General features: G+C 69.8%; 24 protein-coding genes. 15 read left to right on the top strand and 9 right to left on the bottom strand.

Features of this window, described 5'->3' with window-relative positions:
* Window positions 1-4: 4 nt before the first annotated feature.
* The 8 genes from AB0L64_RS29450 (at window position 5) to AB0L64_RS29415 (ending at window position 8,380) form a co-directional block, all read left to right on the top strand.
* Complete coding sequence (locus AB0L64_RS29450; protein WP_363715234.1) at window positions 5-751, top strand: SDR family NAD(P)-dependent oxidoreductase; 747 nt, start codon at window positions 5-7, stop codon at window positions 749-751.
* A complete protein-coding gene (locus AB0L64_RS29445; RefSeq protein WP_363715232.1) occupies window positions 748-1,935 on the top strand; it encodes a CoA transferase in 1,188 nt (395 codons plus the stop codon). Before AB0L64_RS29450 ends, AB0L64_RS29445 begins: the two co-directional genes overlap by 4 nt.
* On the top strand, window positions 1,932-2,999 hold the full coding sequence (locus tag AB0L64_RS29440) for a hypothetical protein (protein ID WP_363715230.1): 1,068 nt from the start codon (window positions 1,932-1,934) through the stop codon (window positions 2,997-2,999). The genes AB0L64_RS29445 and AB0L64_RS29440 overlap by 4 nt, the downstream gene beginning before the upstream one ends.
* Window positions 2,992-3,780: an enoyl-CoA hydratase/isomerase family protein gene (locus tag AB0L64_RS29435; RefSeq protein WP_363715228.1), complete on the top strand. Its 789-nt coding sequence runs from the start codon at window positions 2,992-2,994 to the stop codon at window positions 3,778-3,780. Before AB0L64_RS29440 ends, AB0L64_RS29435 begins: the two co-directional genes overlap by 8 nt.
* A gap of 3 nt (window positions 3,781-3,783) precedes the next feature.
* Entirely contained in the window at window positions 3,784-4,722 is a 939-nt protein-coding gene (locus AB0L64_RS29430) for an MBL fold metallo-hydrolase (RefSeq protein WP_363715226.1), read from the top strand.
* A 120-nt stretch (window positions 4,723-4,842) separates the two neighbouring features.
* Window positions 4,843-5,877, top strand: a complete 1,035-nt coding sequence (locus AB0L64_RS29425) for an ABC transporter permease subunit (protein WP_363715224.1) — start codon at window positions 4,843-4,845, stop codon at window positions 5,875-5,877.
* Window positions 5,874-6,773, top strand: coding sequence for a carbohydrate ABC transporter permease (locus AB0L64_RS29420; protein WP_359930089.1), 900 nt, complete (start codon window positions 5,874-5,876; stop codon window positions 6,771-6,773). Before AB0L64_RS29425 ends, AB0L64_RS29420 begins: the two co-directional genes overlap by 4 nt.
* Window positions 6,770-8,380, top strand: a complete 1,611-nt coding sequence (locus AB0L64_RS29415; protein ID WP_363715221.1) for an extracellular solute-binding protein — start codon at window positions 6,770-6,772, stop codon at window positions 8,378-8,380. The genes AB0L64_RS29420 and AB0L64_RS29415 overlap by 4 nt, the downstream gene beginning before the upstream one ends.
* A 44-nt stretch (window positions 8,381-8,424) precedes the next feature.
* Here AB0L64_RS29415 and AB0L64_RS29410 read toward each other — a convergent pair whose 3' ends face one another.
* Window positions 8,425-9,651 (bottom strand): SGNH/GDSL hydrolase family protein, encoded by a 1,227-nt coding sequence (locus AB0L64_RS29410; RefSeq protein ID WP_363715219.1) that lies wholly within the window; start codon window positions 9,649-9,651, stop codon window positions 8,425-8,427.
* Between the two features lie 296 nt (window positions 9,652-9,947).
* Here AB0L64_RS29410 and AB0L64_RS29405 point away from each other — a divergent pair, with 296 nt between their 5' ends.
* Entirely contained in the window at window positions 9,948-12,449 is a 2,502-nt protein-coding gene (locus AB0L64_RS29405) for a DUF3516 domain-containing protein (RefSeq protein ID WP_363715217.1), read from the top strand.
* On the opposite strand, the gene fabV is transcribed toward AB0L64_RS29405, so the two are convergent.
* Entirely contained in the window at window positions 12,436-13,608 is a 1,173-nt protein-coding gene (fabV, locus tag AB0L64_RS29400; protein ID WP_363715216.1) for an enoyl-[acyl-carrier-protein] reductase FabV, read from the bottom strand. The two genes, AB0L64_RS29405 and fabV, sit on opposite strands and share 14 nt — an antisense overlap.
* 132 nt (window positions 13,609-13,740) lie before the next feature.
* Window positions 13,741-15,027, bottom strand: coding sequence for a UDP-N-acetylglucosamine 1-carboxyvinyltransferase (murA, locus tag AB0L64_RS29395; protein ID WP_363715214.1), 1,287 nt, complete (start codon window positions 15,025-15,027; stop codon window positions 13,741-13,743).
* A gap of 49 nt (window positions 15,028-15,076) precedes the next feature.
* Here murA and AB0L64_RS29390 point away from each other — a divergent pair, with 49 nt between their 5' ends.
* Window positions 15,077-15,658 (top strand): cob(I)yrinic acid a,c-diamide adenosyltransferase, encoded by a 582-nt coding sequence (locus tag AB0L64_RS29390; RefSeq protein ID WP_363715212.1) that lies wholly within the window; start codon window positions 15,077-15,079, stop codon window positions 15,656-15,658.
* Here AB0L64_RS29390 and sppA read toward each other — a convergent pair.
* The 4 genes from sppA to AB0L64_RS29370 are packed head-to-tail and all read right to left on the bottom strand — an operon-like array spanning window position 15,655 to window position 19,303.
* Window positions 15,655-17,307 carry a signal peptide peptidase SppA gene (sppA, locus tag AB0L64_RS29385; protein WP_363715210.1) on the bottom strand — a complete coding sequence of 551 codons (1,653 nt, stop codon included), beginning with the start codon at window positions 17,305-17,307 and terminating at the stop codon, window positions 15,655-15,657. The genes AB0L64_RS29390 and sppA overlap by 4 nt on opposite strands.
* A 31-nt stretch (window positions 17,308-17,338) precedes the next feature.
* Entirely contained in the window at window positions 17,339-18,313 is a 975-nt protein-coding gene (locus tag AB0L64_RS29380) for a CU044_5270 family protein (protein WP_363715208.1), read from the bottom strand.
* Window positions 18,310-18,927: an RNA polymerase sigma factor gene (locus AB0L64_RS29375; protein WP_363715206.1), complete on the bottom strand. Its 618-nt coding sequence runs from the start codon at window positions 18,925-18,927 to the stop codon at window positions 18,310-18,312. The genes AB0L64_RS29380 and AB0L64_RS29375 overlap by 4 nt, the downstream gene beginning before the upstream one ends.
* 43 nt (window positions 18,928-18,970) lie before the next feature.
* The gene (locus AB0L64_RS29370) at window positions 18,971-19,303 is read right to left on the bottom strand and encodes a hypothetical protein (protein ID WP_363715204.1); all 333 of its coding nucleotides are present in this window, start codon (window positions 19,301-19,303) and stop codon (window positions 18,971-18,973) included.
* A gap of 130 nt (window positions 19,304-19,433) precedes the next feature.
* Here AB0L64_RS29370 and AB0L64_RS29365 point away from each other — a divergent pair, with 130 nt between their 5' ends.
* The 5 genes from AB0L64_RS29365 (at window position 19,434) to AB0L64_RS29345 (ending at window position 24,399) form a co-directional block, all read left to right on the top strand.
* Window positions 19,434-19,742: an STAS domain-containing protein gene (locus AB0L64_RS29365; RefSeq protein WP_363715202.1), complete on the top strand. Its 309-nt coding sequence runs from the start codon at window positions 19,434-19,436 to the stop codon at window positions 19,740-19,742.
* A gap of 75 nt (window positions 19,743-19,817) precedes the next feature.
* Window positions 19,818-21,797 (top strand): protein meaA, encoded by a 1,980-nt coding sequence (locus tag AB0L64_RS29360; RefSeq protein WP_363715200.1) that lies wholly within the window; start codon window positions 19,818-19,820, stop codon window positions 21,795-21,797.
* Between the two features lie 19 nt (window positions 21,798-21,816).
* Entirely contained in the window at window positions 21,817-22,629 is an 813-nt protein-coding gene (locus AB0L64_RS29355) for an aldo/keto reductase (protein WP_363715198.1), read from the top strand.
* A gap of 4 nt (window positions 22,630-22,633) precedes the next feature.
* Window positions 22,634-23,602 (top strand): Dyp-type peroxidase, encoded by a 969-nt coding sequence (locus AB0L64_RS29350; protein WP_363715197.1) that lies wholly within the window; start codon window positions 22,634-22,636, stop codon window positions 23,600-23,602.
* Window positions 23,599-24,399 carry a family 1 encapsulin nanocompartment shell protein gene (locus AB0L64_RS29345; protein ID WP_363715195.1) on the top strand — a complete coding sequence of 267 codons (801 nt, stop codon included), beginning with the start codon at window positions 23,599-23,601 and terminating at the stop codon, window positions 24,397-24,399. The genes AB0L64_RS29350 and AB0L64_RS29345 overlap by 4 nt, the downstream gene beginning before the upstream one ends.
* Here AB0L64_RS29345 and AB0L64_RS29340 read toward each other — a convergent pair.
* Together AB0L64_RS29340 and AB0L64_RS29335 are read right to left on the bottom strand one after the other, a co-directional pair.
* Window positions 24,396-25,244, bottom strand: a complete 849-nt coding sequence (locus AB0L64_RS29340) for a hypothetical protein (RefSeq protein ID WP_363715193.1) — start codon at window positions 25,242-25,244, stop codon at window positions 24,396-24,398. The two genes, AB0L64_RS29345 and AB0L64_RS29340, sit on opposite strands and share 4 nt — an antisense overlap.
* Window positions 25,241-25,840: a sigma-70 family RNA polymerase sigma factor gene (locus AB0L64_RS29335; protein ID WP_363715191.1), complete on the bottom strand. Its 600-nt coding sequence runs from the start codon at window positions 25,838-25,840 to the stop codon at window positions 25,241-25,243. The genes AB0L64_RS29340 and AB0L64_RS29335 overlap by 4 nt, the downstream gene beginning before the upstream one ends.
* Between the last annotated feature and the right edge of the window lie 64 nt (window positions 25,841-25,904).

Here is a 25,904-nt window from a genome sequence, read left to right as displayed (position 1 = left end):
GTTCATGGATACCGAAAGGTTCAAGGGCAAGGTCGCGCTGATCACCGGAGCAGCCTCCGGGATCGGCGCGGCCACCGCCCACCGCATCGTCGCCGAGGGCGGCGAGGTGATCATCTGCGACCGCAACCGCGCGGCCGCCCAGGAACTGGCCGCCGACATCGGTGCGCAGGCGTTCGAGCTCGATGTGACGGATCTCGAGCGGACGGTGGAGGTGGTCTCGGGGCTCGAGCGGGTTGATGTGTTGGTGAGTGCTGCTGGTGTGGATGTCTGCGACACCGTGCCGAACACCTCCCCGGACGAGTGGCGGACGATTCTCGACGTCGACCTGACCGGCGTCTACAACTCGTGCCGGGCCGTCCTGCCGCGGTTCATCGCGCAGGGCGGCGGGGCGATCGTGACGATCTCGTCCGCGATCGGCACGGTCGGCGAGCGGAACAGGTCGGCGTACTGCGCGGCGAAGGCCGGCGTCGAGAACCTGACCCGCGCGATGGCCCTCGACCACGGTCGCGCCGGCGTCCGCGCGAACTGCGTGGCGCCTGGCCTCATCGACACCCCGCTGATCCGCAACGGCAAGGTCGGCGGCGAGGACGACCCGGGCGCCATGCGGGCCATGGTCGACCGCCACCACGCGCTCGGCCGGATCGGGCAGCCGGCCGAAGTGGCGGCCGCGATCGCGTTCCTGGCCAGCGACGACGCCTCGTTCGTCACCGGCGCGGTCCTGCCGGTCGACGCGGGATGGACGGCGCAATGAACATCCTGGGCGGTTACCGGGTTCTCGACCTGTCGGTGGCGATGGCCGGCCCGCTGGCGGCGATGCGGCTCGGCGACCTCGGCGCGGACGTGGTCAAGGTCGAGCCGGTGACCGGCGAATGGCAGCGGCACACGTCCGCCGGCGGCGCCGCGGGCAACGAGGTCAACGCGTCTTTCCTGTCGCTGAACCGCAACAAGCGCAGTCTGGCCGTCGACCTCAAGTCGGAAGAGGGCCGCGAGCTCCTGTACGACTTGGTGCGCACGTCGGACGTGTTCCTCCAGAACTACCGGCCCGGCGTAGCAGCCCGTCTCGGCGTCGACTACGACACGCTGCGGGCACTGAAGCCCTCACTGGTCTACGTCTCGATCTCCGGGTACGGCGAGAGCGGGCCGTACGCCGAGTGGCCCGGACAGGACCTGCTGGTGCAAGCGATGAGCGGTGCGCTGTTCAGCGCCGGCCGCCCTGACGAGCCGCCCGTCGCGGCGCCGTACTTCCTGGCCGACGCGGTCACGGCGTACAGCGCGTTCGAAGGCGTGCTGGCCGCGCTGCTGCATCGGGAGCGTACCGGCGAGGGGCAGCTCGTCCAGGTGAACATGCTGGACGCGGTGATCGCCCTGCAGATGCAGGAGCTGTCGGTGCACACCGTCGGCGGCGTACCGCAGACGCGCTCCGAGGAGGTCCACGCGCACAGCTACATTCGTGCGCCGTACGGGATCTTCACGACTGCCGACGGCTACATCTCGTTGGCGTTCGCGAACCTGCCGGTGCTGGCGGAGGTGCTGGACGCGCCACAGCTGGCCGGACTGGACGCGGAGCGCGACGGGTTCGCCCGCCGCGACGAGATCGCTGCCGCGGTGTCGACGGCACTGCGACGGGAGTCCACCGAGCACTGGATGCTCAAGCTTCGTGAGCGTGGCGTGTGGTGCGGTCCGGTGCTGTCGTACGACGACCTGCGCACGGACCCGCAGGTGCTGCACAACGAGTCGTTCGTGACGTACGAGCACCCGACCGAGGGCACCGTGACGACACCGGGATTCCCGTACCGCTTCAGCCGGACACCTGCCGAGGTACACCGGCCCGCTCCGCTGGTCGGTGAGCACACCGACGAGCTGTTGTCGGAGCTCGGCGTCTCACCGGCGAGGCGCCAGGCGTTACTGGAGTCGGGCGCGGTGGTCGCGCCGTGACGGTGGTGTTGCGCGGACTGACCTGGGACCACCCGAGGGGCTATCGGCCGCTGAAGGTGTTCTCACACCCGGAGGTCCAGGTCGAGTGGGACCGGCAGCCGCTGTCCGGGTTCGAGTCGACACCGTTGGTGGAGCTGGCCGGGCAGTACGACCTGCTGGTGATCGACCACCCGGGACTGGGCGCGGCGATCGAGGCAGGCGCCGTACTGCCGGTGGAGGACGTGTTCTCGCCCGACGACCTGGCGTTGTGGGAGTCGCGGGCCGTGCCGCCGACGTGGTCGAGTTATCAGCTGGAGGGGCATGGGTGGGCGTTGCCGTTGGATGCTGCGACCCAAACGTGCGTGTACCGGCCGGACCTCGCTACCCCGCCTGCAGCCTGGTCCGACGTACTGCGGCTGTCCGGTGTCGTTCTGTGCGTCGCAGGCCCACATGCGGGGTTGATGCTGCTGGGTCTTGCAGGAGACCGCAGTGGACACACGCTGCTGGACAGGCAACGTGGCGTTGCGGCTTTGGAGTTGTTGCGTGCGGTGTGGCGACGCAGTGATCAGAGTGCGGCCGACCTGGACCCGATCGGCATTCACGAGTTGCTGGTGGCTGGGGAGGCTGAGTGCTGTCCGCTGGTTTACAGCTATGCCTACTACGGACACACGCTCGCCTGGTCGGCTGCGCCTCGGCTGTTCGATCAGGACTCGTCGGGGAACGGCACGCTCGGTGGGACCGGTCTGGCGGTGACGCCGCGGGCGTACTCGAAGGTGCTTGCCGTGACGAAGTACGTTCGCGGTCTGCTCGACGTACAGACGCAGCTGGAGCTGTCCGCGGTGGGTGGACAGTCGGCGACTACCGCCGTGTGGGAGTCGCCGGAGGTGGACCAGGCGTGGAACGGGCACTACTCCGCCACGCTCGAGACCGTGCGGACGTCGTACGTCCGGCCGCGGTTCGACGGCTGGATCGGGTTCCAGGACGAGCTGTCCGAGCGGGTGCGGGAGCTGCTCGGCAACGACGACGATCTGAGCGCCGCGGTGGACCGGATCGAGGACGACTTCAAGAAGGTGCGCAATGGCTAGCGGCTCGGGGGACGGCGGCCGGATCCGCTTCGACCAGGACGGGTACGTCGGCGTGCTCACGCTCGACCGGCCCGCGAAGCTGAACGCGGCCACCCGATCGATGAGCGCCGAGCTGCTCGAGCTCATCCCGCGCATCGACGAGGACCCGTCGATCCGTGCGGTCGTGGTGACCGGCGCGGGCGAGCGGGCCTTCTCGGTCGGCAGCGACATCGGCGAGCTCGACCGGTACGACGGCCCGTGGCACTTCCGGAACCGGCGCGACTACTGCGACGCGCTGCGCTCGTTGCGGACGCCGGTGATCGCGGCGGTCAACGGGTACGCGTACGGCGGCGGCCTGGAGCTCGCGCTGTCGTGCGACATCCGGCTGGCCTCGTCGACCGCGAGCTTCGCGGCGGCCGAGATCAAGCTCGGCTGGATCGGCGGCGGGGGAGTGACGGCGCTGCTCGCCGCCTCGGTGCCGGCGAGTGACGCGGCGACGCTGCTGCTCACCGGCGATCCGATCGACGCCATCGAGGCGCTGCGGATCGGCCTGGTCAGCAAGATCGTGGCCCCGGACGACCTGTTGCCGACAGCCACCGAGCTGGCGCACCGGATCGCCGCCCGCCCGCCGGTCGCGGCCGCCGCGGCGAAGGCGAACCTGCGTGCGGCCTGGTCGATGGGGCTGGAGGCCGCCATCCAGTACGAGCGCGAGCTGCAGGCGGTTGCCCTCGGCACCCACGACGCCGCTGAAGGGCGAGCGGCGTTCGCGGAACGGCGGACCGGAATCTTCAAGGGACGGTGAGACATGCCTACCGAGATCGCACCGGGGATCCACCGATTGGCGACCGACTACCCGCATGTGTGCGGACTGCCGCTGTGGCTGCACGTGATCGACGCCGGCTCCGAGCTGGTGCTGCTGGATGCGGGTATCGCGTCGACTCCCGAGTCGACGACGGCGCCCGAGCTCGCGGGCCTGGGCCTCGGGTTGTCGGACCTCACCCTGGTCGTCAACAGCCACGCGCACCCCGATCATATGGGCGGCAACGCCGTGCTGCGCAAGCACAGCGGCGCCCGACTCGCGGCGCCCGCGCTGGAGGCCGGGTGGCTGGAGGACAACGAGCGGTTGCTGACCGAGCTGTGGGGTTCGGATCCGGACACGCTGGACCTCTCGGAGGCCGAGCGGACCGAACTGCTGGAGATGCTGGACGACCGGGTCCGGATCGACCTCCTGCTGCGCGACGGCGATCGCCTGCCGGGTGAGCGGCCGCTGCAAGTGATCACGACCAGCGGCCACAGTCCCGGGCACATCGCCGTACTCGACGAGACCTCGCGGACCCTGTTCACCTTCGACGACGTGCAGGGTCGCGGCCGGCCGTACCTCGACAGCTCGGTCTGGCTGGCGCCGCTCTACACCGACGTCACGCGTTACACGAACGGGCTGACCCGGCTCCTGGAGCTCGACTTCGACGTGCTCGTACCGTCGCACGGCGACGCGATGGACGCGACCGCCGGCCGGAAGCTCATCGAGGAGAGCCTCGAGTGGGTCGCCGGCGTCGACGGACTCACCGCCCAGCTGCTCAGGAACAAGGGTTCGCTGACTGTCCGTAACCTGGCCGAAGCCATCGGTACCGAGCTGGGGGCGTACGGCGGTATCAACCTGCAGACCGTGCGGATGGCCCGCGCCCACCTCGAACACCTCGCCCGCCGCGGCGCCGCCGAGACCCGCTGGCACCACCGGGGCTGAGCCGGTTTCGGCCAGACACTCCGACCGAAGCTGCGCGACTCCCCAAGACGCGACACAGTCGAACACAGGAGAACGGAAAGCGCTCTCCACCGTGGGGGGCGACGACCCTGGGAGTGTCGCGTGGCTCAAACAGACCGAATCCCCAGCCGGCAGACCACGGCCGGCGAACCGACCGGCTCCGGACCGCCGGGCGCGGCTACGGACAGTAGGTCCGCACCGCCCCGGCTCAGCGCGAGCGGCAAACCGCTGTCCTGGTGGGCGCGGGCCCGCCGGGACAAGATCCTGCTGCTGATGGCCCTGCCCGGGCTGGCGCTGCTGCTGGTGTTCCATTACCTGCCCCTGCTCGGGAACCTGATCGCGTTCCAGGAGTACCTGCCGTTCGTGCCGCTCGGCCGCAGCGCGTGGGTCGGGCTGGACAACTTCGCGGTGATCTTCAACGGCGACCCGGAGTTCCTGAACGCGCTCAAGAACACGCTGCTGATCACGCTCGTCCAGGTGATCTTCGTGTTCCCGGCGCCGATCGCGCTGGCGCTGCTGCTGAACAGCCTGCTGTCCGAGCGGATCAAGCGGGTCGTGCAGTCGGTCCTGTACCTGCCGCACTTCCTGTCCTGGGTGATCGTGATCGCGATCTTCCAGCAGATTCTCGGCGGCAGCGGGCTGATCAACAACTTCCTCCGCGAGCACGGGCTGGGCACGATCGACTTCCTCGGCAACCCGGACGGCTTCATCGCGCTGCTCACGAGCCAGGTGATCTGGAAGGACACCGGCTGGGGGACGATCCTGTTCCTGGCCGCGCTGACCCAGATCGATCCCGGGTTGTACGAGGCGGCCCGTGTCGACGGCGCCTCCCGCTGGCGGCAGCTGTGGCACGTCACGGTGCCCGGGATCCGCGGTCTGATCATCCTGCTGCTGATCCTGCGGCTCGGCGACTCGCTGACCGTCGGCTTCGAGCAGATCATCCTGCAGCAGAACCTGGTCGGGAGACCGGCGAGCGAGGTCCTCGACACCTACGTCTACAACAACGGCGTCCTGGCCGGCCAATGGGGCGTCTCCGCCGCGGTCGGACTCGTGAAGGGCCTGGTCGGCGTCGCCCTGGTGATCGGCGCCAACAAGATCGCCCACATCTTCGGCGAAGCGGGGGTGTACAAGAAATGAGTCTCGTACAGACGAAGGGGATCGACGACGGTCCCGGCGCGCCCACACGGGCGGTGAAGGGCGTCGTGCTGCTGATCTGCTGCGCGGTCGTCATCATCCCGTTCATCGGTGTGATCGCGACCAGCATCGCCAGCCAGGAACACGTCACGAACTCCGGCGGGTTCGTGCTCTGGCCGGACGGCCTCAACCTGGACGCGTACAGATCGATCTTCAACGGCGGGGTCGTCCAGCGGGCCTTGCTGGTCAGCGTGGTCATCGCCACCGGCGGCACGCTGATCAGCCTGGCCGGGTCCACGATGCTGGCGTACTCGCTCAGCCGGCCGGGCTCGTTCGGGCAGAAGCCGATCCTGATGATCGTGCTGTTCAGCCTGCTGTTCAGCCCGGGCCTGATCCCGAACTACCTGGTGGTGAAGGAGTTCGGGCTGCTCGACTCGTTGCTGGCGCTGATCCTGCCGACGGCGATCAGCGGCTTCAACGTGATCGTGCTGCGCTCGTTCTTCATGGGCATCCCGGACTCGGTGCTCGACTCGGCCCGGATCGACGGCGCCGGCGACTTCCGGATCTTCTGGTCGATCGTGCTCCCGCTGTCCCGGGCCGTGCTGGCGGTGGTCGGGCTGTTCTACGCGGTCGGCTACTGGAACGCGTTCTTCAACGCGATGCTCTACATCAACGACACCGCGAAATGGCCGTTGCAGCTGGTCCTGCGCACGTACGTCGTCAACAACACCGAGCTGAGCAGCGGTGACCTCGGCGGCGCGGCGGCCGACCAGCTGCCGCCGCAGGAGTCGATCCAGATGGCGATCCTCGTGGTGTCGCTGGTGCCGATCCTGATCGTGTACCCGTTCCTGCAACGGCACTTCGCCAAGGGCATGCTGACCGGGGCGGTGAAGGGATGACGTTCAGCAGAAGGACGTTCCTCGGCGGATCGCTGGCCGCCGCGGCGGTCGGCGTGACCGGGTGCTCGACGGTGACCCGGTCCACCGACATCGCGGCGCTGAACAAGCCGGTCGCGCTCCCGACGTACAAACGCTTCGACGGCCCCAAGCCGGATCTGCCGCGCAGTCACCCGCTGATGCCGGACTGCTTCTACCGCTTCCCGGCGAACCCGACGAAGGTGACCAGCGGTACGCCGGGGGACGGGAGCGACGTCGTGGGCTCGACGCTGACGTCGAACCCGATCCCGCCGACGGCCGACCGCAACCCGTACTGGCAGGAACTGAACCGGCGGCTCGGTTCGCCGCTGGAACTGACCATCACGGCGGCGGCCGACTACCCGAACAAGTTCGCCACCGCGGTGGCCGGTGACACGCTGGGCGACCTGTTCAACGTGGACGGCGGCTTCGCATACCTGCCGCAGTTCCTGGAGGCGCGGGCGCAGGACCTGACCGAGTACCTGTCCGGGGACGCGATCCTCGAGTACCCGTTCCTGGCGAACGCGCCGCAAGCGTCGTGGCGGGGCTGTGTTTTCTCGGGCGGTATCCGGGCGGTGCCGATCCAGCGCGGCGTGATGTCGACGAACACCCTGCTGGTCCGGCAGGACCTGCTCGACCAGTTCGGCGTCGAGATCGGGTCGCCGACCGTCGACGAGCTGGTGAAGGTGGCGAAGGCCGTCACCGACGGCAAGAAGAACCGGTGGGGTTTCGCCGTACCGCCGACGGCGGCGGTCAGCGCGATGCTTCGGTTGCCGAACGGATGGGAGGTGCGCGACGGGAAGCTCGTGCACAGCCGAGAGCTGCCGGAGCACAAGGAGATGCTGGCGATCACCCGGCAGATGGTGAAGGACGGCCTGATCCATCCGGACGGGGTCGCGAAGAACAACCAGAAGGTCTGGTTCACACAGGGCTCCGCGGTGATGACGCAGGACACGTACTCGTCGATCCAGAGCTTCTACCGGCGCGCGACGAACAAGAACTTCAGCATCGCGATCCCGGTGCCGCGCTCCGACGACGGGCAGGTCGGACGGGTGCTGCTCGGCTCGCCGAACAACTCGATCGCCGCGATCCGGCCGAGCTCGCCGGAGCGGACGAAGGCGCTGCTGCGGATCCTGAACTGGTTCGCGGCGCCGTTCGGGACCGAGGAGTACCTGTTCCGCAAGTTCGGCCTGCCCGGGCGGCACTACACGCTGAACGGGACCGATCCGCAGCTGACCAAGGACGGCGGGAGCGAGGTGTGCCTCGGCGAGTTCCCGGTCCAGTACCTGGCCGACGGTCCGTACCCCGCGTACTTCCCCGGGCATCCCGAGGCCGTCGACATGGCGTACAACCATCTGAAAGCCGTCCTCCCGACAGCGATCCTGCCGCCGGCGTACGGCCTCTACTCACCCACCCAGTCCACCAAGGGCAAGGTCCTCGACACCCGCATGGACGCCCTCACCAAGGACATCCAACTCGGCCGCGCCGACCTCTCCGCCTGGGACGAAGCCGTCACCAACTACCGCAAGTCCGGAGCCGACGCCATCCGCGACGAACTGGAACAAGCCCTCGCCATCAAGGGCGAGAAGTAAGGAGTCCGGGTGCACCGCCCGCGCGGTGGTGCACCCGGTTCCCACTACTGACAGCGGAGCGAGTCGAGGTTGGGAGCGTTGCCCATGGCCGCACTTCCCGCGTCGTTGGGGTGCAGGCCGTCGCCGCCGTCGTACGCCGCCGCGAGGCGCGACGGGTCGGCGGGGTCGCGGGTGGCGGCATCGAAGTCGGCCACCCCGTCGAACTCACCGCTGCTGCGGACGAACGTGTTGACCGCCTGCCGGATCGCCTCCTTCTCCGGCGTGTAGACGAACGAGCTGCCCATCGGCGTCAGCGTCCCGCCCACGATGCACCGGCCGGACCCGTGCACCCGCGCGATCAGCTGCCGGTACCCGGCGATCAGCTGTTCGGTCGTCGCCCCTGCGTAGATGTCGTTGATCCCCTCCAGCACCAGCACCGTCCGTACGCCGGGCTTCGTCAGCACGTCCTTGTCCAGCCGGGCCAGCGCACTCGCCCCGGCGCTGCCCGCCTTCGCGACCCCGCCGAGCACCCGGTTGCCCGAGATGCCCTCGTTCGAGATCGCGAGCCGCCGCGGTTCGGGCAGCTGCGCGTACCGGGCGGCGAGGACGTCCGGCCATCGCCGGTCGGTGTCGATCGTCGAACCGACCGACGACGTGATCGAGTCGCCGAGCGTCGCGACCGTCTCGACCGGCCGCGGCGCCTCGACGATCGCGGCGTTCAGGAAGAACCAGGCCGACGACTCCGTCTGGTACGCCGTACTCGACTCCTCGGCCGCGTGATCGCCGGACGTCGACTTGTAGCTGTGCTGCATCGCCCGGTTGTGCGCGGTGATCACACCCGTCGTCCCGACCACGTGCAGGCTGACCGTCAGCTTGGTCAGCGCCGGCACCGCGCCCGGCAGCGGATCGCTGATCGCCATCGCGCCCGGCGGGATCGTCACCGTCGTGCTGCCGCCGAACGTCAGGCGCCGGCTCGTCCCGGGCACCACGCTCGCGCCGCTGTCCTGCCGCCCGACGTACACCGAGTCCGACACCAGCGGCTGGTCCCCGTTCGCGTTGGAGATCCGGATCCGCAGGTCCTCCCCGCCGACGGACGTCCGCAGCACGTTCCGCACCGTCATGTCGCTCAACGTCCCGCCGGCGATGTCGTCCGCCGCACCCCAGGTCGTCACCAGCGCGCCACCACCTCCCGTCGTCCCCTGATCGTCCGGCCCGGCCGCCACCAGCCCCGCCGCACCCACCGCCGCCACCAGCAAACTCGCGCCCATCCGGCGCCACGAAGTAGAAGTCATGCCCATCAAGTCACCCTCGAATAGAAATGCTTGCAATCGTTTGCACTGATTCCATCGCCGAACGGTCCCCAAACCGAGCCGAACGGTAGTTGTGCAATCTCGACAGGATGTCTTCGTCCACCTCCGCCCTTGGTGCGCCTGGCGCGTCTCCGGTCGCGGCGTGGTTGGCGGATGACTCCTGTCGACGTTGCACGCGATGCCACCGCATCGACCCGGCGGCGGCAGGCGAGCTACCGGATGGGTGCGCCGGACCCGGCGGCGATGGTGGATTGTCCGTTCGGGGACAATGGTCGGTGATGACGCTGACCGAGAACGTTCCGGGGACGACCGAGCCTGACGACCTGTATGACGCGTTCGCGCGCTGGGTGACCGAGCAGGGGATCTCGTTGTACCCGGCGCAGGAAGAGGCGCTGATCGAGGTGATGACGGGGTCGAACGTGATCCTGTCGACGCCGACCGGGTCCGGGAAGAGCCTGGTGGCGACCGGCGCGCACTTCGCCGCGCTGGCCAACGGGCAGCGGACGTTCTACACCGCGCCGATCAAGGCGCTGGTGTCGGAGAAGTTCTTCGCGCTGTGTGACGTGTTCGGGGCGGACAAGGTCGGCATGCTGACCGGTGACGCCGCCGTCAACGCCGGCGCTCCGATCATCTGCTGTACGGCGGAGGTGCTGGCGAACATCGCCCTGCGCGAAGGGGCGGACGCGGACGTCGGCCAGGTGGTGATGGACGAGTTCCACTTCTACTCCGAGCCGGATCGCGGCTGGGCCTGGCAGGTGCCGCTGCTCGAACTGCCGAAGGCGCAGTTCGTCCTGATGTCCGCGACCCTCGGCGACGTCGAGCGTTTCAAGATCGACCTCTCCCGCCGCACCGCCCGCCCGACCGCGATCGTCGCGTCCGGCGAGCGTCCGGTCCCGCTCATCTACAAGTACGTCACCACCGCGCTGCACGAGACTCTCGAAGAGCTGCTCACCACCCACCAGGCCCCGGTGTACGTCGTGCACTTCACCCAGGCGGCCGCCCTCGAACGCGCCCAGGCGCTGATGAGCATCAACGTCTCCTCGAAGGAGGAGAAGGAGAAGATCAACGAGCTGATCGGGAACTTCCGGTTCAGCAAGGGTTTCGGCCGGACGCTGCAGCGGCTGGTGAAGCATGGCATCGGCGTCCACCACGCCGGCATGCTGCCGAAGTACCGCCGGCTCGTCGAGCAGCTCGCGCAGGCCGGGCTGCTCAAGGTCATCTGCGGCACCGACACCCTCGGCGTCGGCATCAACGTCCCGATCCGGACCGTCGTCCTCACCGCGCTCAGCAAGTACGACGGCCGCCGCCAGCGGATCCTGAAGGCGCGCGAGTTCCACCAGATCGCGGGCCGCGCCGGCCGGGCCGGGTACGACACGTCCGGCACCGTCGTCGTGCAGGCGCCGGACCACGTCGTCGAGAACGTCAAGGCCCTCGCGAAGGCCGGTGACGACCCGAAGAAGCAGCGCAAGGTGCAGCGGAAGAAGCCGCCGGAGGGTTTCGTCACCTGGGGCGAGGACACCTTCGACCGGCTGGTCGCGGCCGAGCCCGAGGCGCTCCGGTCGCGGATGCGGGTCAGCCACGCGATGCTGCTCAACGTCATCGCCCGCGACGGCAACGCGTTCGAGAGCATGCGGCGGCTGCTCCGCGACAACCACGAGGACGCCAAGGCGCAGGTCCGGCTGATCCGCCGTGCGATCCAGATCTACCGCACGCTCGTCACCGCCGGCGTGGTGGAGCGCCTCGACGAGCCGGACGAGAACGGCCGGATCCTCCGCCTGACCGTCGACCTGCAGAAGGACTTCAGCCTCAACCAGCCGCTGTCCACGTTCGCGCTGGCGGCGCTGGACCTGCTGGACCCGGCCGACCCGTCGTACGCCCTCGACGTGGTCTCGATCATCGAGGCCACGCTGGAGGACCCGCGGGCCGTGCTCTGGGCGCAGGAGCACCACGCCAGGGGCGAGGCGGTGAACGCGATGAAGGCCCAGGGCATCGAGTACGACGAGCGGATGGAGCTGCTCGAGGACGTCAGCTGGCCGAAGCCGCTCGCGGAGTTGCTCGAGGCAACGTTCGAGATGTACCGGCAGACGCACCCGTGGATCGCGGACACCGGGCTGTCGCCGAAGGCCGTCGTCCGGGACATGTTCGAGCGCGCGATGACGTTCGGCGAGTTCATCGGGTACTACGGTCTGGCCCGCTCCGAAGGCATCGTCCTGCGCTATCTCAGCGACGCGTACAAGGCGCTGCGGCAGACCGTCCCGCCGGACAAGGTGAACGAGGACCTCGCCGACCTGATCGAGTGGCTCGGCGAAGTGGTCCGCCAGACCGACTCCAGCCTCCTCGACGAGTGGGAGGAGCTGACCAACCCCACCGAGGAGGAGGCGGCCGAGCCGACGCCGGCCGGTCCGCGCCGGATCACCTTGAACACCAGGGCTTTCCGGGTCCTGGTCCGCAACGCGATGTTCCGTCGCGTCGAGCTACTCGCCCTGCACCGCTGGGCCGAGCTCGGTCAGCTCGACAGCGAGGCCGGCTGGGACGCGGGCCGCTGGGCCGAGGCCGGTACGGCGTACTACGCCGAGCACGACGTCGTCGGCACCGGTCCGGCCGCCCGCGGTCCCGCACTGTTCCTGGTCGAGGAGCACCCCGGCTACTGGGAGGTCCAGCAGATCATCGACGACCCGGAGGGCAACCACGACTGGCGCATCACCGCGTCCGTCGACCTCAACGCCTCCGACGAGGCCGGCGAACTCGTCCTGGAAATGGTGTCGTTCAAGCCGTTGTAGGCCACTCCACGTCGACCTCGGTCTCGGCGTCGTAGTCCACGCCGGGTACGTCGAAGCCGTACAGGCGGCGGACTTCGGCGAGGAACCAGTCAGCGTCCGCGACCGACGCGATGTTGTCGGGCGTCACGGACTCCCATTGGGTGCGGACGGCGGACTGGACCTCGTCGTTGAGTTCCCAGCGGTCGAGGCGGATGCGGCCCTCGTCGTCCAGGTCGAGCGGGGTCTCGCCGGTGAGCTGGTCCCAGAGCGCGATCGACTGCTCGACGGGGGTCTGCAGGCCGGTCACCTTGTGCAGCAGGCTGACGTACAGGCCGATGCCGGGGATCGCCGACGACGCCTGCGTGACGGCGGCGCCGTTCACCGATGTCATCGCGGTCACGCCGTCGGCAGCCAGCTTCAGTGCGGTCTGCTCCAGGTCCGCCTTGGCCGCGCCGATCGAGCCCTGGCGATACAGCCGGCCGGTCAGCTCGGAGCCGATGTAGGTGAGGGCGACGGTGTTGAAACCGGGCTTGAGCAGGTCGCGTTCGCGCAGCGCAGTGATCCAGCGGGCCCAGTCTTCGCCGCCCATCACCTTCACGGTCTGCGCGATCTCGTCGTCGGTCGCGACCTCGATCCCGACCTCCTGCAGCACCGGCGCACCGTCGTCGAACGCGAGGCTCTTCGTGGTGTGCTCGGCGCCGATCGCCTTCAGCACCGACTGGTACGTCTCGCCGGTGCGCGGGTCCGTACGACGCGGTGCGGCGACGCTGTAGACCAGGTGATCGATCCCGCCGAGCTGCGAGGCAACCAGGTCGAGGACCTCGTCCTTGGTGGTGTCCGCGAAGGCGTCCGCATTCACGAACGTCCACGAGCGGCCGAGCTGAGCGGCCAGCGCGGAGGTCTCGGCGGTGCGGTACCAGCCGGCGGTCGCCGTACGTCGGGCGGTGGCGGCCTTCTCGAAGCAGATGCCGATGCCGTCGATCCCGTAGCGCGCCAGGCCGGCGATCGTCGTCGCGAGTCCGTACCCCGAGCTGGACCCGATCACGAGTGCCGTACGCCGCTCCGCCGCACGCTGCCCGGCCTCCGCGGCCATGTCCCGTACCACCCGCGCACACCCAGCCGGATGCGAATCCAGGAACAAGAAGCCCCGCCCGACCGGCCGCACCACACGCTCGCTCATGCGTCAGACCCTAACCCGCCCGCGGCAATCCGAGGGGTCAACCCCTGACCTGGTCGGTCTGCCCGCCGGCATGCCAGGTGCCGACCGGCCAGCTGAGGGGTTGACCCCTGAGATGGCCGAGGGGGCGGCGGCTCAGCTCCAGTACATCTCTGCGTCGTCAGGTTCCACGACGACGTCGGCGCCGAGACGGCGGAGGTTGCCGGCGAAGTCGGTGTAGCCGCGGTGCACGTGGTGGGCCGCGGACACCAGCGTCTCGCCCTCGGCGGCGAGGCCGGCCAGCACCAGCGCGGCCCCGGCGCGGATGTCCGAGGCGACCACGGGCGCGCCCGACAGCCGCGGTACGCCGCGGACCACGGCGTGATGCCCGTCGGTCTGGATCTGGGCGCCCAGCCGGGTCAGCTCCTGCGCGAACGTGAACCGGCCCTCGAACAGGTTCTCGGTGACCATGGCGGCGCCGTCGCTGATCGCGTTCAGCGCGATCACGAACGCCTGCAGGTCGGTGGCGAACCCGGGGTAGGGGAGCGTCACCACGTCCACCGGCTTCGGCCGGTCGTCCATCCGGACCCGGAAACCCGGGTTCAGCACGGTGATCTCGGCGCCGGCCTTGTGCAGCTTGTCGAGCGGCAGCTCCAGGTGCTCCGCGTGCCCGTTCGCGACGGTGACGTCACCCTTGGTGATCGCGGCCGCGAACGCCCAGCTGCCGGACACGATCCGGTCCGGCACCACCACGTGCTCGACCGGGTTCAGCAGCCCGTCCACGCCGGTGATCTCGATCCGCGGCGAGCCGGCGCCGTCGATCTGCGCGCCCATCTCGACGAGCATCGCCGCGATGTCCTGGATCTCCGGCTCGCGGGCGGCGTTCTCGATGATCGTCGTCCCGCGCGCGAGCACCGCGGCCATCATGATCGTCTCGGTGGCGCCGACGCTCGGGAAGTCCAGCCAGACCTCGGCGCCGTGCAGGCCCTGCGGAGCCTCGGCGATCACGAAGCCGTGCTCGATGTGCACCTTCGCGCCCATCGACTCCAGGCCGGCGACGTGCATGTTCAGGCCGCGGGAGCCGATGTTGTCGCCGCCCGGCAGCGCGACCTCCGCCTGGCCGCAGCGGGCCAGCAGCGGGCCGAGGACCGAGATCGACGCGCGCAGCTTGCGGACCAGGTCGTAGTCGCACTGGTGCCCGATGGTGCCCGGTACGGCGATCGTCGCGAGCCGTTGCTCGGCGTCCACCGTCACCTCGCACCCGAGGGTGTCCAGCAGTTGCGCCATGAAGGTGACGTCGAGAATGCCCGGCACCTGCCGCAGCGTCGTCGTACCTTCCGCCAGCAGCGCCGCCGCCATTAGCTTGAGCACACTGTTCTTCGCCCCGGCCACCTCGACAGCGCCCTCGAGCCGTGCCTCACCCGCGATTCGAAACCGTTCCACCGGTCGACTGTAGCGTTTGACCTCGCCGGGCTTTGCGTAGAGTCCTGGCATGGCTGTGAACTTGACGCGGATCTACACCCGCACCGGTGACGCCGGCGAGACCCGTCTCGGCGACAACTCCACGACCTCGAAGACGGACCCGCGACTGGCGGCGTACGGCGAGGTCGACGAGGCGAATTCCGCGATCGGGGTGGCCATCGCGGCCGGGCACCTGAACAGCGCGATCGTGGTGCTGCTGACCCGGATCCAGAACGACCTGTTCGACGTCGGCGCGGACCTGTGCAACCCGATCACGCCCGACCCGGAGTACCCGCCGCTGCGCATCACCCAGGACTACGTCGACCGGCTGGAGTCCTGGTGCGACGACTACAACGGTCGTTTGACCAAGCTCCGCTCGTTCATCCTGCCCGGCGGCACCGAGGGCGCCGCGTACCTGAACGTCGCGCGCGCGGTGGTCCGCCGCGCCGAGCGGGCCGGCTGGGCCGCCGTCGAAACCCACGGCCCGTCGATCAACCTGCTCGCGATCACCTATCTGAACCGCCTGTCCGACCTGCTCTTCATCCTCGGCCGGGTCGCCAACCTCTCGTCCGGCGGCGACGTCCTCTGGGTCCCCGGCGGCGAACGGGACTAGCCGATCTCCCAACTGAACGGCATCCGCAGTACGCCGGCGGGCGGCAGCCCGAGTGCGCTGTAAAGGCCGGTGGTCAGGCCGTCGAGCGTCAACGGCGCCGCACTGACCGCCAGATCATCGGTCGTCGTCGGGGCCTTGAGCTGACTCAGCAGGTTGCGGTGCGGGACCGACGTCACGGCGATCTCCTCGCGGTCCAGACCGGCCCGGTTGCAGGCGAGTGTGAGCGCGTGCTGGAAGCCGCCGAGTTCGTCGACCAGCTTGTGACTGTGCGCGTCCGCACCGGTCCAGACCCGTCCGCGGGCCAGCGACTCCAGCCGGTCCTCGGGCAGCCCGCGGTCCTGGGCGGCCTTGGCGACGAAGTCCTTGTAGATCCGGTCGAGCGTCTCCTCCAGGCGCGCCCACTGCTCGTCGGTGAACTCTTCCTGGGCCGAGTACATCTGCGCGTTCTCACCCTCGGACACGGCCTCCCGCGAGATGCCGATCCGCCCCAGCGCGTCGCGGACGACGCCCTTGCCGGTCAGCACGCCGATCGACCCGGTGATCGTGCCCGGCTGGGCCACAATCACGTCGGCCGGCATCGCGACGAAGTACCCGCCGGACGCTGCCACTCCGCCCATCGACGCGATCACAGGGCGTCCGGTCGAGCGCAACCGCAGTACCTCGTTGCGGATCGCGTCCGAGGCGACATACGAACCGCCCGGGCTGTCGACTCGCAGGACGACCGCCTTCACATGGTCGTTGTCCGCGACAGCGCGCAGCGCGGCGCCGATGGTGTCGGAGCCGGAGCCAGGGCCGCCGAGCGGGCTGTTCGAGTTGCGGCCGACCGAGATGCCGCCTGTCACGCGGACGACCGCCACCAGCGGCTTCTGCGGCCAGGGGAGCGCCTTCCGGACGTCTTCGAGGGTCCGCGGACCACGCCGGATGTACCGCTCGGCCAGCAGCCGGTTGTCGTACTGAAGCGTCTTCTCGAGCTCGTCGTACACGTCCGACCGGTAGCCGAGCCGATCGATCAGTCCGGCATCCAGGCCGGCCTGTGCGGCCAGCGGTGCGCTGTCGACGAGCTCCCGGACGCGTGCGGTGTCCAGACGCCGCCGTACGGCGATGCCCTCGACGATCTGCTCGTACGCCGACTCCGCGAGCCGCGACGCCATCTCGCGGGCCGGCGGGGTCATCTCCCGCTCGGTGAACGTGTCGGCAGCGGTCTTGTACTCACGCCGCTTGCCGAACTGCGGGATCACGCCGGCCTTGTCGAGCGCGCCGCGGACGAAGACGGCCTGCACGGAGACGCCGGTGACGGCCAGGTCGCCGGACGGCTGCAGCCAGATCTCGTCGAACGCGGTCGCCAGGTAGTACGGCACAGTGCCCTGACCGGACTCGCCGAACGATTCGGTCCACGCGACGGCCGGCTTGCCCGACGTACGGAAGTCGGCCACCGCCTCACGCAGCTCCTGCACCTGCGCGAGCGACAGCCGGTGTCCGCCGAGGTGCGCCACGACCCCGACCACACTGTCGTCACGCGCCCCCTTCCGCAGCGCGCCCACCAGCTCGCGCAGTGTCGGCAGGTGCCGCGCCCGGAACGCGGCCACCGGGGAAGCGGGCGGTGTCTCGAGCACACCGCGGGTCAGATCCAGCTCAAGCAGAGTCCCCATACCCCGACCCTAGACCCCCACCAAAGACCGGCTACCGGACAGCGGTGGAGGGCGGGGTCGGCTGGTCGTCGGTCCAGCCGGACTCGAGAACGACGGTGGACCCTGTTTTCGGCCCGCGAATCGTGGAGCTGAGCAGGCGCCCGGTGACCGGATCGATGATGTACGTCGCTCCGCTCCAGAACAGGCCGGTCCGCGTGCCGCTCGGCTTGACGGCCGTGATGCTGACCTCGGTGCCGGTGCGGCCGATCGGGTCCTTGATGCCGGTCCGGATGCGCGTCCCGGGCAGGGCGGCCAGCACCCGCAGGGCAGCGCCCCGGAGCTTGGGCGGCGACGGCATCTCGAACAGCAACCGTCCGGCCGCGGCGAACACGGCGTAGTCCTGGTCGACCGCGTTCAGATCCGGACCCGCCGTCTTGGCGAGGACCTTGCGGAGCACCGCGGGGTCGGTCGGCAGCGCAGCGATCTGCTTGGCGCTCAGCGGTTTCTCACCCAGGAAGTAGCCCGGCGGCACGTCGCGGAACGACATCTTGTTCACCACCGGCGCGGTCTTCTCGCCCAGGTTCACCCAGCCGAACCAGGAGGCGACGCCCGGCTTCATCGGCATCCAGCTCTCGGTGATGGTCCGCCGTGCGTATTTGCCCGTGGTCACCTGCAGACTCCGCACCCGGAAGTACGTGCCGGACACCTTCTCGTCCTTCTCCTGCCGTACGGCGACAGCGATCAAAACCTCGGCCGCAGTGGCGAGCCGCGGCGCAGTAGTGGTCGTCGGCCCGCTCGGCATGGTCCCGTCGTCGCCGCGTCCGACCAGCAACGCGCCGCCGAGCCCTGCCACGGCCACCAGTGCGGTGGCTGCGGTAACGGCGGTCCCGAGCCAGCCGGTCCGGACGAGGGACACGCGAGGCTTGCGCATCAGCTCCTGCAGCTGGCGACGCGCGTCCCGGGCCGCCTCGGGAGTCGGCGGCTCTTGCTCCGGAAACGCCTTCCGCAGTACGTCGAACTCGTTCACGACGCGTCCTCCGAAGGATTCGTGACTGCTGCCCGTACCGTCCGGCGGGCCCGTGACAGTCGCGAGCACACTGTGCCGTAGGCGATTCCCAGCGCGGCCGCGACCTCGTCGTACGTCAGCTGCCCGAGCGCGACGAGCAACAGGACCTCCCGGTCCTTCGCGTTCAACCTCGCCAACGCGGCGGCCAGTTCACGGGACGCGCCCTGCGCCGTCACGAGTGCCGTCACCCGGTCGTCGGGTGCTCCCGCGGGCAGCGGCGCCGGCAGCTTCGCCGCGGCCCGCCACGCCCGGACCTCGTCGCGCCGGTGCCGCCGGATCAGGTTGGTCGCGATCCCGTACAGCCATGCCCGGACCGCGCCGCTGCGCCGGTCGAACCGCTCCCGCCGGCGGAACGCGATCAGGAACGTCTCGGCGGCCAGGTCGTCCGCCACATCGGTCCCCAGCCGGCGCGCGACGTACGCGTGCACCTGGCCGTAGTACCGGTCGAAGATCACCGCGAACCGCTCCGGCTCGCGCACCGACGCCTCCAGCATGCGGGCGTCGTCGGTGACGGGTGCGACATCGCGCCATGGTGGATTCTGGTACGGAAACGCGACCCCAGCTTCAGACGTCATGGTGGAGTGACGCCTGAGATCGCTCTCAGGTGGACACGGCCGCTCAGGGAGCGTCGAGCAGGCCGCGGGCGGCGGCCTCGTCCCGCGGCCAGACGTACACCGTCCAGCCCTCGGTGGTGCGGGCCGCGGTCGCCTTGATCCCGAAGGTGCGCAGGCGGCTGACCAGCACGCGGGCGTCGTTGTGGTTCGGCACGGTGCGAATGTCGACGAGCAGGCCGAAGGCGTCCCGCTCGGCCGGACGGTGGTCGACGCGGCGGACCAGCGATCCGCCCTTCGCCTTCGAGAACGCCCAGCGGCAGAGCAGGACCATCACACCGGCCAGAGCGAGGGCCACGACCGGGAAGAGGAAGTACTGCTCGGCGAACACGGACACCATTGTCGCGCGAAACAAAAGATCGTGAGGCCTTGGCAACCTTCTATGTCTCCGGGGAGTCTTTACGAACACAAGCGCTGTCACGCGGCCGATGGAAACCTCGGGGGCCGCCGGAAGAGCGGAGGGCACGCACATGCTCGAGCCTGACAACGTGGTGCATCTGACCGGAATCCTGGACGTGCGCTCGGTCGGCGACGTCCGTCAAACTCTCAACGACCTGATCGACACCTGCGACGGCGACGTGATCGTCGACCTGGAGGAGGTCGACGCGGTCGATGCGACCGGTCTGGGCCTGCTGGTCGCGACCCATCGCCGCACCCAGCTGCTCGGCCGCCAACTCGTCCTCTGGCACCCGATGCCGTCGGTGATCCGGATCCTCGCGGTCACCCGCCTGCACCGCGTCCTCAAGGTCGAACGGACCCCGCTACCCATCAGCGCCTGAATGTGACCCACACCCCTGGTGACGCCAGTCACGAGGAGCGGACTCACAAGGGCACAGAGTCCTACTCTCGGGTACATGGCGACCGACATGGATCGACCCTGGGTGATGCGGACGTACGCGGGCCACTCGTCCGCGGCGGAGTCCAACGCGCTGTTCCGCCGGAACCTCGCGAAGGGCCAGACCGGACTGTCGGTCGCGTTCGACCTGCCCACCCAGACCGGGTACGACGCGGATCACCCGCTCGCGAAGGGCGAAGTCGGGAAGGTCGGCGTACCGGTCGCGCATCTCGGTGACGTCCGGGCGCTGTTCGACCAGATCCCGCTGGCGCAGATGAACACCTCGATGACGATCAATGCGACCGCGATGTGGCTGCTCGCGCTCTATCAGGTGGCCGCGCAGGAGCAGGGCGCGTCGCCGGCCGAGCTGACCGGCACCACGCAGAACGACATCGTCAAGGAGTACCTGTCCCGCGGCACGTACGCGTTCCCGCCGGACGCCTCGCTGCGGCTGACCACCGACCTGATCGCGTACACGGTCGCGGACATGCCGAAGTGGAACCCGATCAACATCTGCAGCTACCACCTGCAGGAGGCCGGCGCGACGCCGGTGCAGGAGCTCGCCTTCGCGCTGTCCACCGCGATCGCGGTCCTCGACCGGGTCCGCGACGGCGGCCAGGTGCCGCCGGAGCGGTTCGGTGATGTCGTGCAGCGGATCTCGTTCTTCGTGAACGCCGGCGTGCGGTTCATCGAGGAGACCTGCAAGATGCGCGCCTTCGTCCAGCTCTGGGACGAGCTGACCCTGCAGCGGTACGGCGTCACGGACCCGAAGGCCCGCCGGCTGCGGTACGGCGTCCAGGTGAACTCGCTCGGGCTGACCGAGGCGCAGCCGGAGAACAACGTGCAGCGGATCGTGCTCGAGATGCTCGGCGTGACGCTGTCGAAGAACGCGCGGGCCCGCGCCGTCCAGCTGCCGGCCTGGAACGAGGCGCTCGGGCTGCCGCGCCCGTGGGACCAGCAGTGGTCGCTGCGGATGCAGCAGGTGCTGGCCTACGAGTCCGACCTGCTCGAGTACGACGACATCTTCGACGGCTCGCACGTCATCGAGGCGAAGGTGTCGGCGCTGGTCGACGGCGCGCGCGAGGAGATCGACCGGGTGCAGGCGATGGGCGGTGCGGTCGCCGCCGTCGAGACCGGGTACCTGAAGCAGGCACTCGTCGCGTCGCACGCCGAACGGCGGCAGCGGATCGAGTCCGGTGAGCAGGTCGTCGTCGGTGTGAACAAGTTCGAGAGCACCGAACCGTCCCCGCTGACCGCGGACCTGGACACCGCGATCCAGACCGTCGACCCGGCGGCCGAGGCAGCCGCGCTCGAGTCGCTGCGGACCTGGCGTGCCGAGCGGGACGAAGCCGCTGTCGAGGGCGCGCTGTCGAAGCTGCGCGCGGCCGCCAAGACGACCGACAACCTGATGCCCGTGACACTGGAGTGTGTCCGCGCCGGTGTGACGACCGGGGAGTGGGCCGGCGTGCTGCGGGAGATGTACGGCGAGTACCGCGCACCGACCGGGGTCGCCGGATCCGTCGGTGTGTCCGGCGGCGGCGCCGAGATCGCCGCGGTCCGGGACAAGGTGGCCGCGACGTCCGCGGAGCTGGGCGGCCGGCTCCGCCTCCTGGTCGGCAAGCCCGGGCTCGACGGCCACTCGAACGGCGCCGAACAGGTCGCGGTCCGGGCGCGCGACGTCGGTTTCGAGGTCATCTACCAGGGCATCCGCCTCACGCCGGAGCAGATCGTCGCCGCCGCGGTCGCCGAGGACGTGCACTGCGTCGGCCTCTCGATCCTGTCCGGCTCTCACATGGAGCTGGTCCCGCAGATCGTCGACGGTCTTCGCGAGGCGGGTCTGGAGGACGTCCCGGTCGTCGTCGGCGGCATCGTCCCCGACGCCGACGCCAAGGCACTGCGCGCGGCCGGGGTGGCCGCCGTCTACACCCCGAAGGACTACGACCTCACCGGCATGATGTCCGACGTGGTCGACGTGATACGCCACGCCAACAAGGTGTAGGGCATGGTAGAAGGAGAGCATGACGACTCGCACGCTCTCGAACGGAACTGAGATCCCGGTGCTCGGCCTGGGGGTCTGGCAGGTGGACGACGGGGTGGAGTGCGAGCGTGCCGTGACGTGGGCGCTCGAGGCCGGCTACCGGCTGATCGACACCGCGCAGGCCTACCGCAACGAGACCAGTGTCGGGAAGGCGATCCGGGAGAGCGGCATCCCGCGCGAGGAGATCTTCCTGACGACGAAGTTCTACCCGGGCGGCAAGGACGCGCGGGTCGAGGCGGAGAAGAGTCTCGAGCGGCTCGGCACCGACTACCTCGACCTGTACCTGATCCACTGGCCGCAGGGCGGGCCGACGTGGGCCTGGCCGGCGATGGAGGCCGCGGTCGACGCCGGGCTCACCAAGGGCATCGGCATCTCGAACTTCAGCGCCGCCGAACTGGCCGAGGTGAACAAGATCGCCCGGATCCAGCCGGTCGCGAACCAGGTCCTGTTCAGCCCGTTCGAGTACCGCAAGGGGCTCGTCGAGGCGTGCGAGGAGGCGGGCGTCGTCGTGCAGGCGTACAGCCCGCTCGGCACCGGCCGGCACCTCGACGATCCGGTGATCGCGCGGATCGCCGCGGCGACCGGCCGGACACCGGCGCAGGTCCTGATCCGCTGGGCGATCCAGAAGGGCCTCTCGGTCATCCCGAAGTCCATCCACCAGGACCGGATCGTCGAGAACTTCGACGTCTTCGGCTTCGAGTTGGACGACGCACAGGTCGCCGACCTGGACGCCCTGGACACCACCCATCTGACGGCGGACGCCTTGGCGCAGAGCGGCAAGTGGTGGTCCTGACACCATGATCCAGGAGGTGCTGCGGGAGCCCGCGAAGGCAGCGATCTTCCTCGTGCTCGACGTACGTCCTGGATCCGAGAGCGTCGCGCGGGACGTGCTGGCCGACCTCGCCGGGCTGACCCGATCGGTCGGTTTCCGGGTGCCGGACGACCAGCTCAGCTGCCTGGCCGGCATCGGCGCCTCCCTCTGGCACCGGCTGTACCGCCAGCCGGTGCCGCGCGGCCTGCATCCGTTCCGGGGCGTGTCCGGCGCCAAGCACACCGCCCCGGCGACGCACGGCGATCTGCTGTTCCACCTGCGCGCCCGGAGCCTCGATCTGTGCTTCGAGCTCGCCCGCCAGGTGATGGCCCGGCTGGCCGGCCACGTCAACCTCCGCGACGAGGTGCACGGGTTCAAGTACTTCGACCAGCGCGACCTGCTCGGCTTCGTCGACGGCACCGAGAACCCGTCCGGTGCGGCGGCGGTCGCCGCGGTCACGATCGGCGCCGAGGACCCGGCGTACGCCGGCGGCAGCTACGTGATCGTGCAGAAGTACCTGCACGACCTCGACGCGTGGCAGGCGCTGCCGGTCGCGGAGCAGGAGCGGGTGATCGGCCGGTCGAAACTCGCCGACATCGAGCTCACCGACCAGCCCGCGAACTCGCACGTCGCGGTCACCACGATCGTCGACCCGGACGGGACCGAGCGGCGGATCGTGCGCGAGAACATGGCCTTCGGCGCGCCCGGATCCGCCGAGTTCGGCACCTACTTCATCGGGTACGCCGGGACCTCGGACGTGATCGAGCGGATGCTGCGCCGGATGTTCGCCGGCGAGCCGCCCGGCAACCACGACCGGATCCTCGACTTCTCGACCGCGGTCACCGGCAGCCTGTTCTTCGTGCCGACCGCCGCGTTCCTCGCCGGCGACCAGCCGGCCACCACCAGCGCGGACGGCTCGCTGGGCATCGGCAGTCTGAAAGGGAGTCACGCATGACCAACAACCTGCACCGCGAGCTCGCCCCGGTCTCGGACGCCGCGTGGGGCGAGATCGAGGAGGAGGCCCGGCGGACCTTCACCCGGGACATCGCCGGCCGCCGCGTGGTCGACCTCGTCGGCCCGGCCGGGCCGGGCCTGTCCGCGGTCGGCACCGGGCACACCGAGCCGGTCGAGGCGCCGGGCGAGGGAGTGCTCGCGCTCCGCCGGACCGCGCAGCCGATCATCGAGCTGCGGGTTCCGTTCACCGTCTCGCGGCAGGCCGTCGACGACGTCGAGCGCGGCGCGAAGGACTCCGACTGGCAGCCGGTGAAGGACGCCGCGAAGCAGATCGCGTACGCCGAGGACCACCTGGTCTTCCACGGCTCCGGCGCGGCCGGGATCACCGGCCTCGCCCCGAGCTCGTCGAATCCGGTCCTCTCCCTGCCGGCCGATCCGCGCGAGCTGCCGGACACCGTCGCCCAGGCCCTGCGCGCGTTGCGCCTGGCCGGGGTCAGCGGTCCGTACAGCCTGCTGCTGTCCGCCGACACGTACACCGCGGTCGCGGAGACCACCGACCACGGCTACCCGATCCGCGAGCACCTCTCCCGGCTGATCGGCGACGGCGAGATCATCTGGGCGCCGGCGCTCGAGGGCGCGCTGCTGGTGTCGACGCGCGGCGGCGACTACGAGCTGCACCTCGGTCAGGACCTCTCGATCGGGTACCTCTCGCACGACGCCGACACCGTCCAGCTGTACCTGCAGGAGTCGCTGACGTTCCTGGCCCTCACCGCGGAGTCGAGCGTCGTGGTCCGTTAGTTCGGCCCGTAGTTCCAGAAGTAGCCCTGGCGGCAGGTCTTCGGGTCCGGGTGCGGGTTGTCGCTCTGCCAGACGCTCAGCTTGCCGTTCGGGTCGAGGTAACACGCCCTGCTGAGGGCCGCGGCCTCGCCATCGGTCTGCGGGCTGGTGTACACGAGCTTGCCCGTCGCGTCGTACCCGCGGACGACGTACACGCGACGGGCCGAGTCGACGTGCGGGCCGCGGACCTGGATGTAGGGCACCGCGGTGTAGAAGAAGCCGTTCCGCAGTACCGCCTCGACCGGCTCCTGGTTTCCGACGGCAACGGTGATGCGCTTGATGTGCGCGGCGTAGGCGCCGGCGCCGATCATCCGGGGCTCGACCGCGCGATACAGGTCCTGGTTGTCGCCCTGCGGAAGGGACTGCTTGATGGTGCCCTCGGCGTCCAGCCCGCAGGTGGTCCACAGGCCGGACTCTCGGACGACCACCCAGGAGGTCGTGTACGCGTCCGCCGGAGGGTTCGTGAACCGGAACCCGTCGAGGACCTGGTAGCGCACCGACTCCGGGGAGCGGCTCGGCAGCTGGAGATGCTGCGCGCAGAGTTTCGCGAACCGCGCCTTGTCGGCGTCGTTCAGAGGTGCCACCGCCTGCGGCGGCTGGGTCGCGGGAGCTTGCCCGTCGTCACGGCGCAGTGCCGGTACGCCGAACGCGAGGCCGGCCGTCACGGCGAGGACGGCCGCCGCGGCCAGCAGCGGTACGACGCGGCCGCGCGGCTTGTGGGCCGCCTCGTGCGCGACGATCGCGGTCAGCTCGGCGCGCTGGCGTTCGCGGGTCTCGGGGCGCAGGTCGGGAGGAGAGGTGATCATGCCGGTGACTCCATCGGAGAAGGAAGATTGAGTTCGCGCAGGTGCTTGCGGGCCCGCGACAGCCGGGACTTGACCGTGCCGAGCGGTACGTCGAGGGCGACCGCGGCGGCCTGCTGGTCGAGACCGGCCCAGATGCAGAGTTCGACGATCTCGCGCTCGTGCTTCGGGAGCCGCCGCAGCGACTCCCGGGCCTGCTGGACCCGACGGTCGTCGTCGAGCCGGCCGGCGACGTCGTCGGCGTGGTCGCGGACGTCATGGACGAGCACGTGCGCCGCCGCGAGCGCCCGGCGGTACCGGAGCTTGGCCCGCCACTCGTTCCGCACGGTGTAGTCGGCGGTCCGCAGCAGCCAGGGGAGTGCCGAGTCCCGGTCGAGGACCACGTCCGCGCGCCGCCGCCAGGCGTGCAGGAACACCGTGGACGTGAGGTCCTCGGCATCGCTCCACGAGCCGGTCCGCCGGTACAGGAACCCGTAGATCGCCTGCGCGTGTCTGTCGTACAACTGCCCGAACGCCTCGGAATCGCCCTCGGCCGCGCGGTCCCACAGCCATCCGTCGGACGCCGTCACCGGCCCGTCGTCCACTAGGTGAACCCCCATCGACCCTCCGTTCTCGCCTGACACCTGCAACGTGTCGGGCGGGCGGGAAAGGTTCCCGGGTGGG

The sequence above is a fragment of the Kribbella sp. NPDC051936 genome (genome assembly GCF_040680955.1).
In the GTDB taxonomy this organism is placed as follows: Bacteria; Actinomycetota; Actinomycetes; order Propionibacteriales; family Kribbellaceae; genus Kribbella.
Note: the sequence above shows the minus strand (reverse complement) of the source record. Positions and strands in the feature narration are given on the sequence as shown.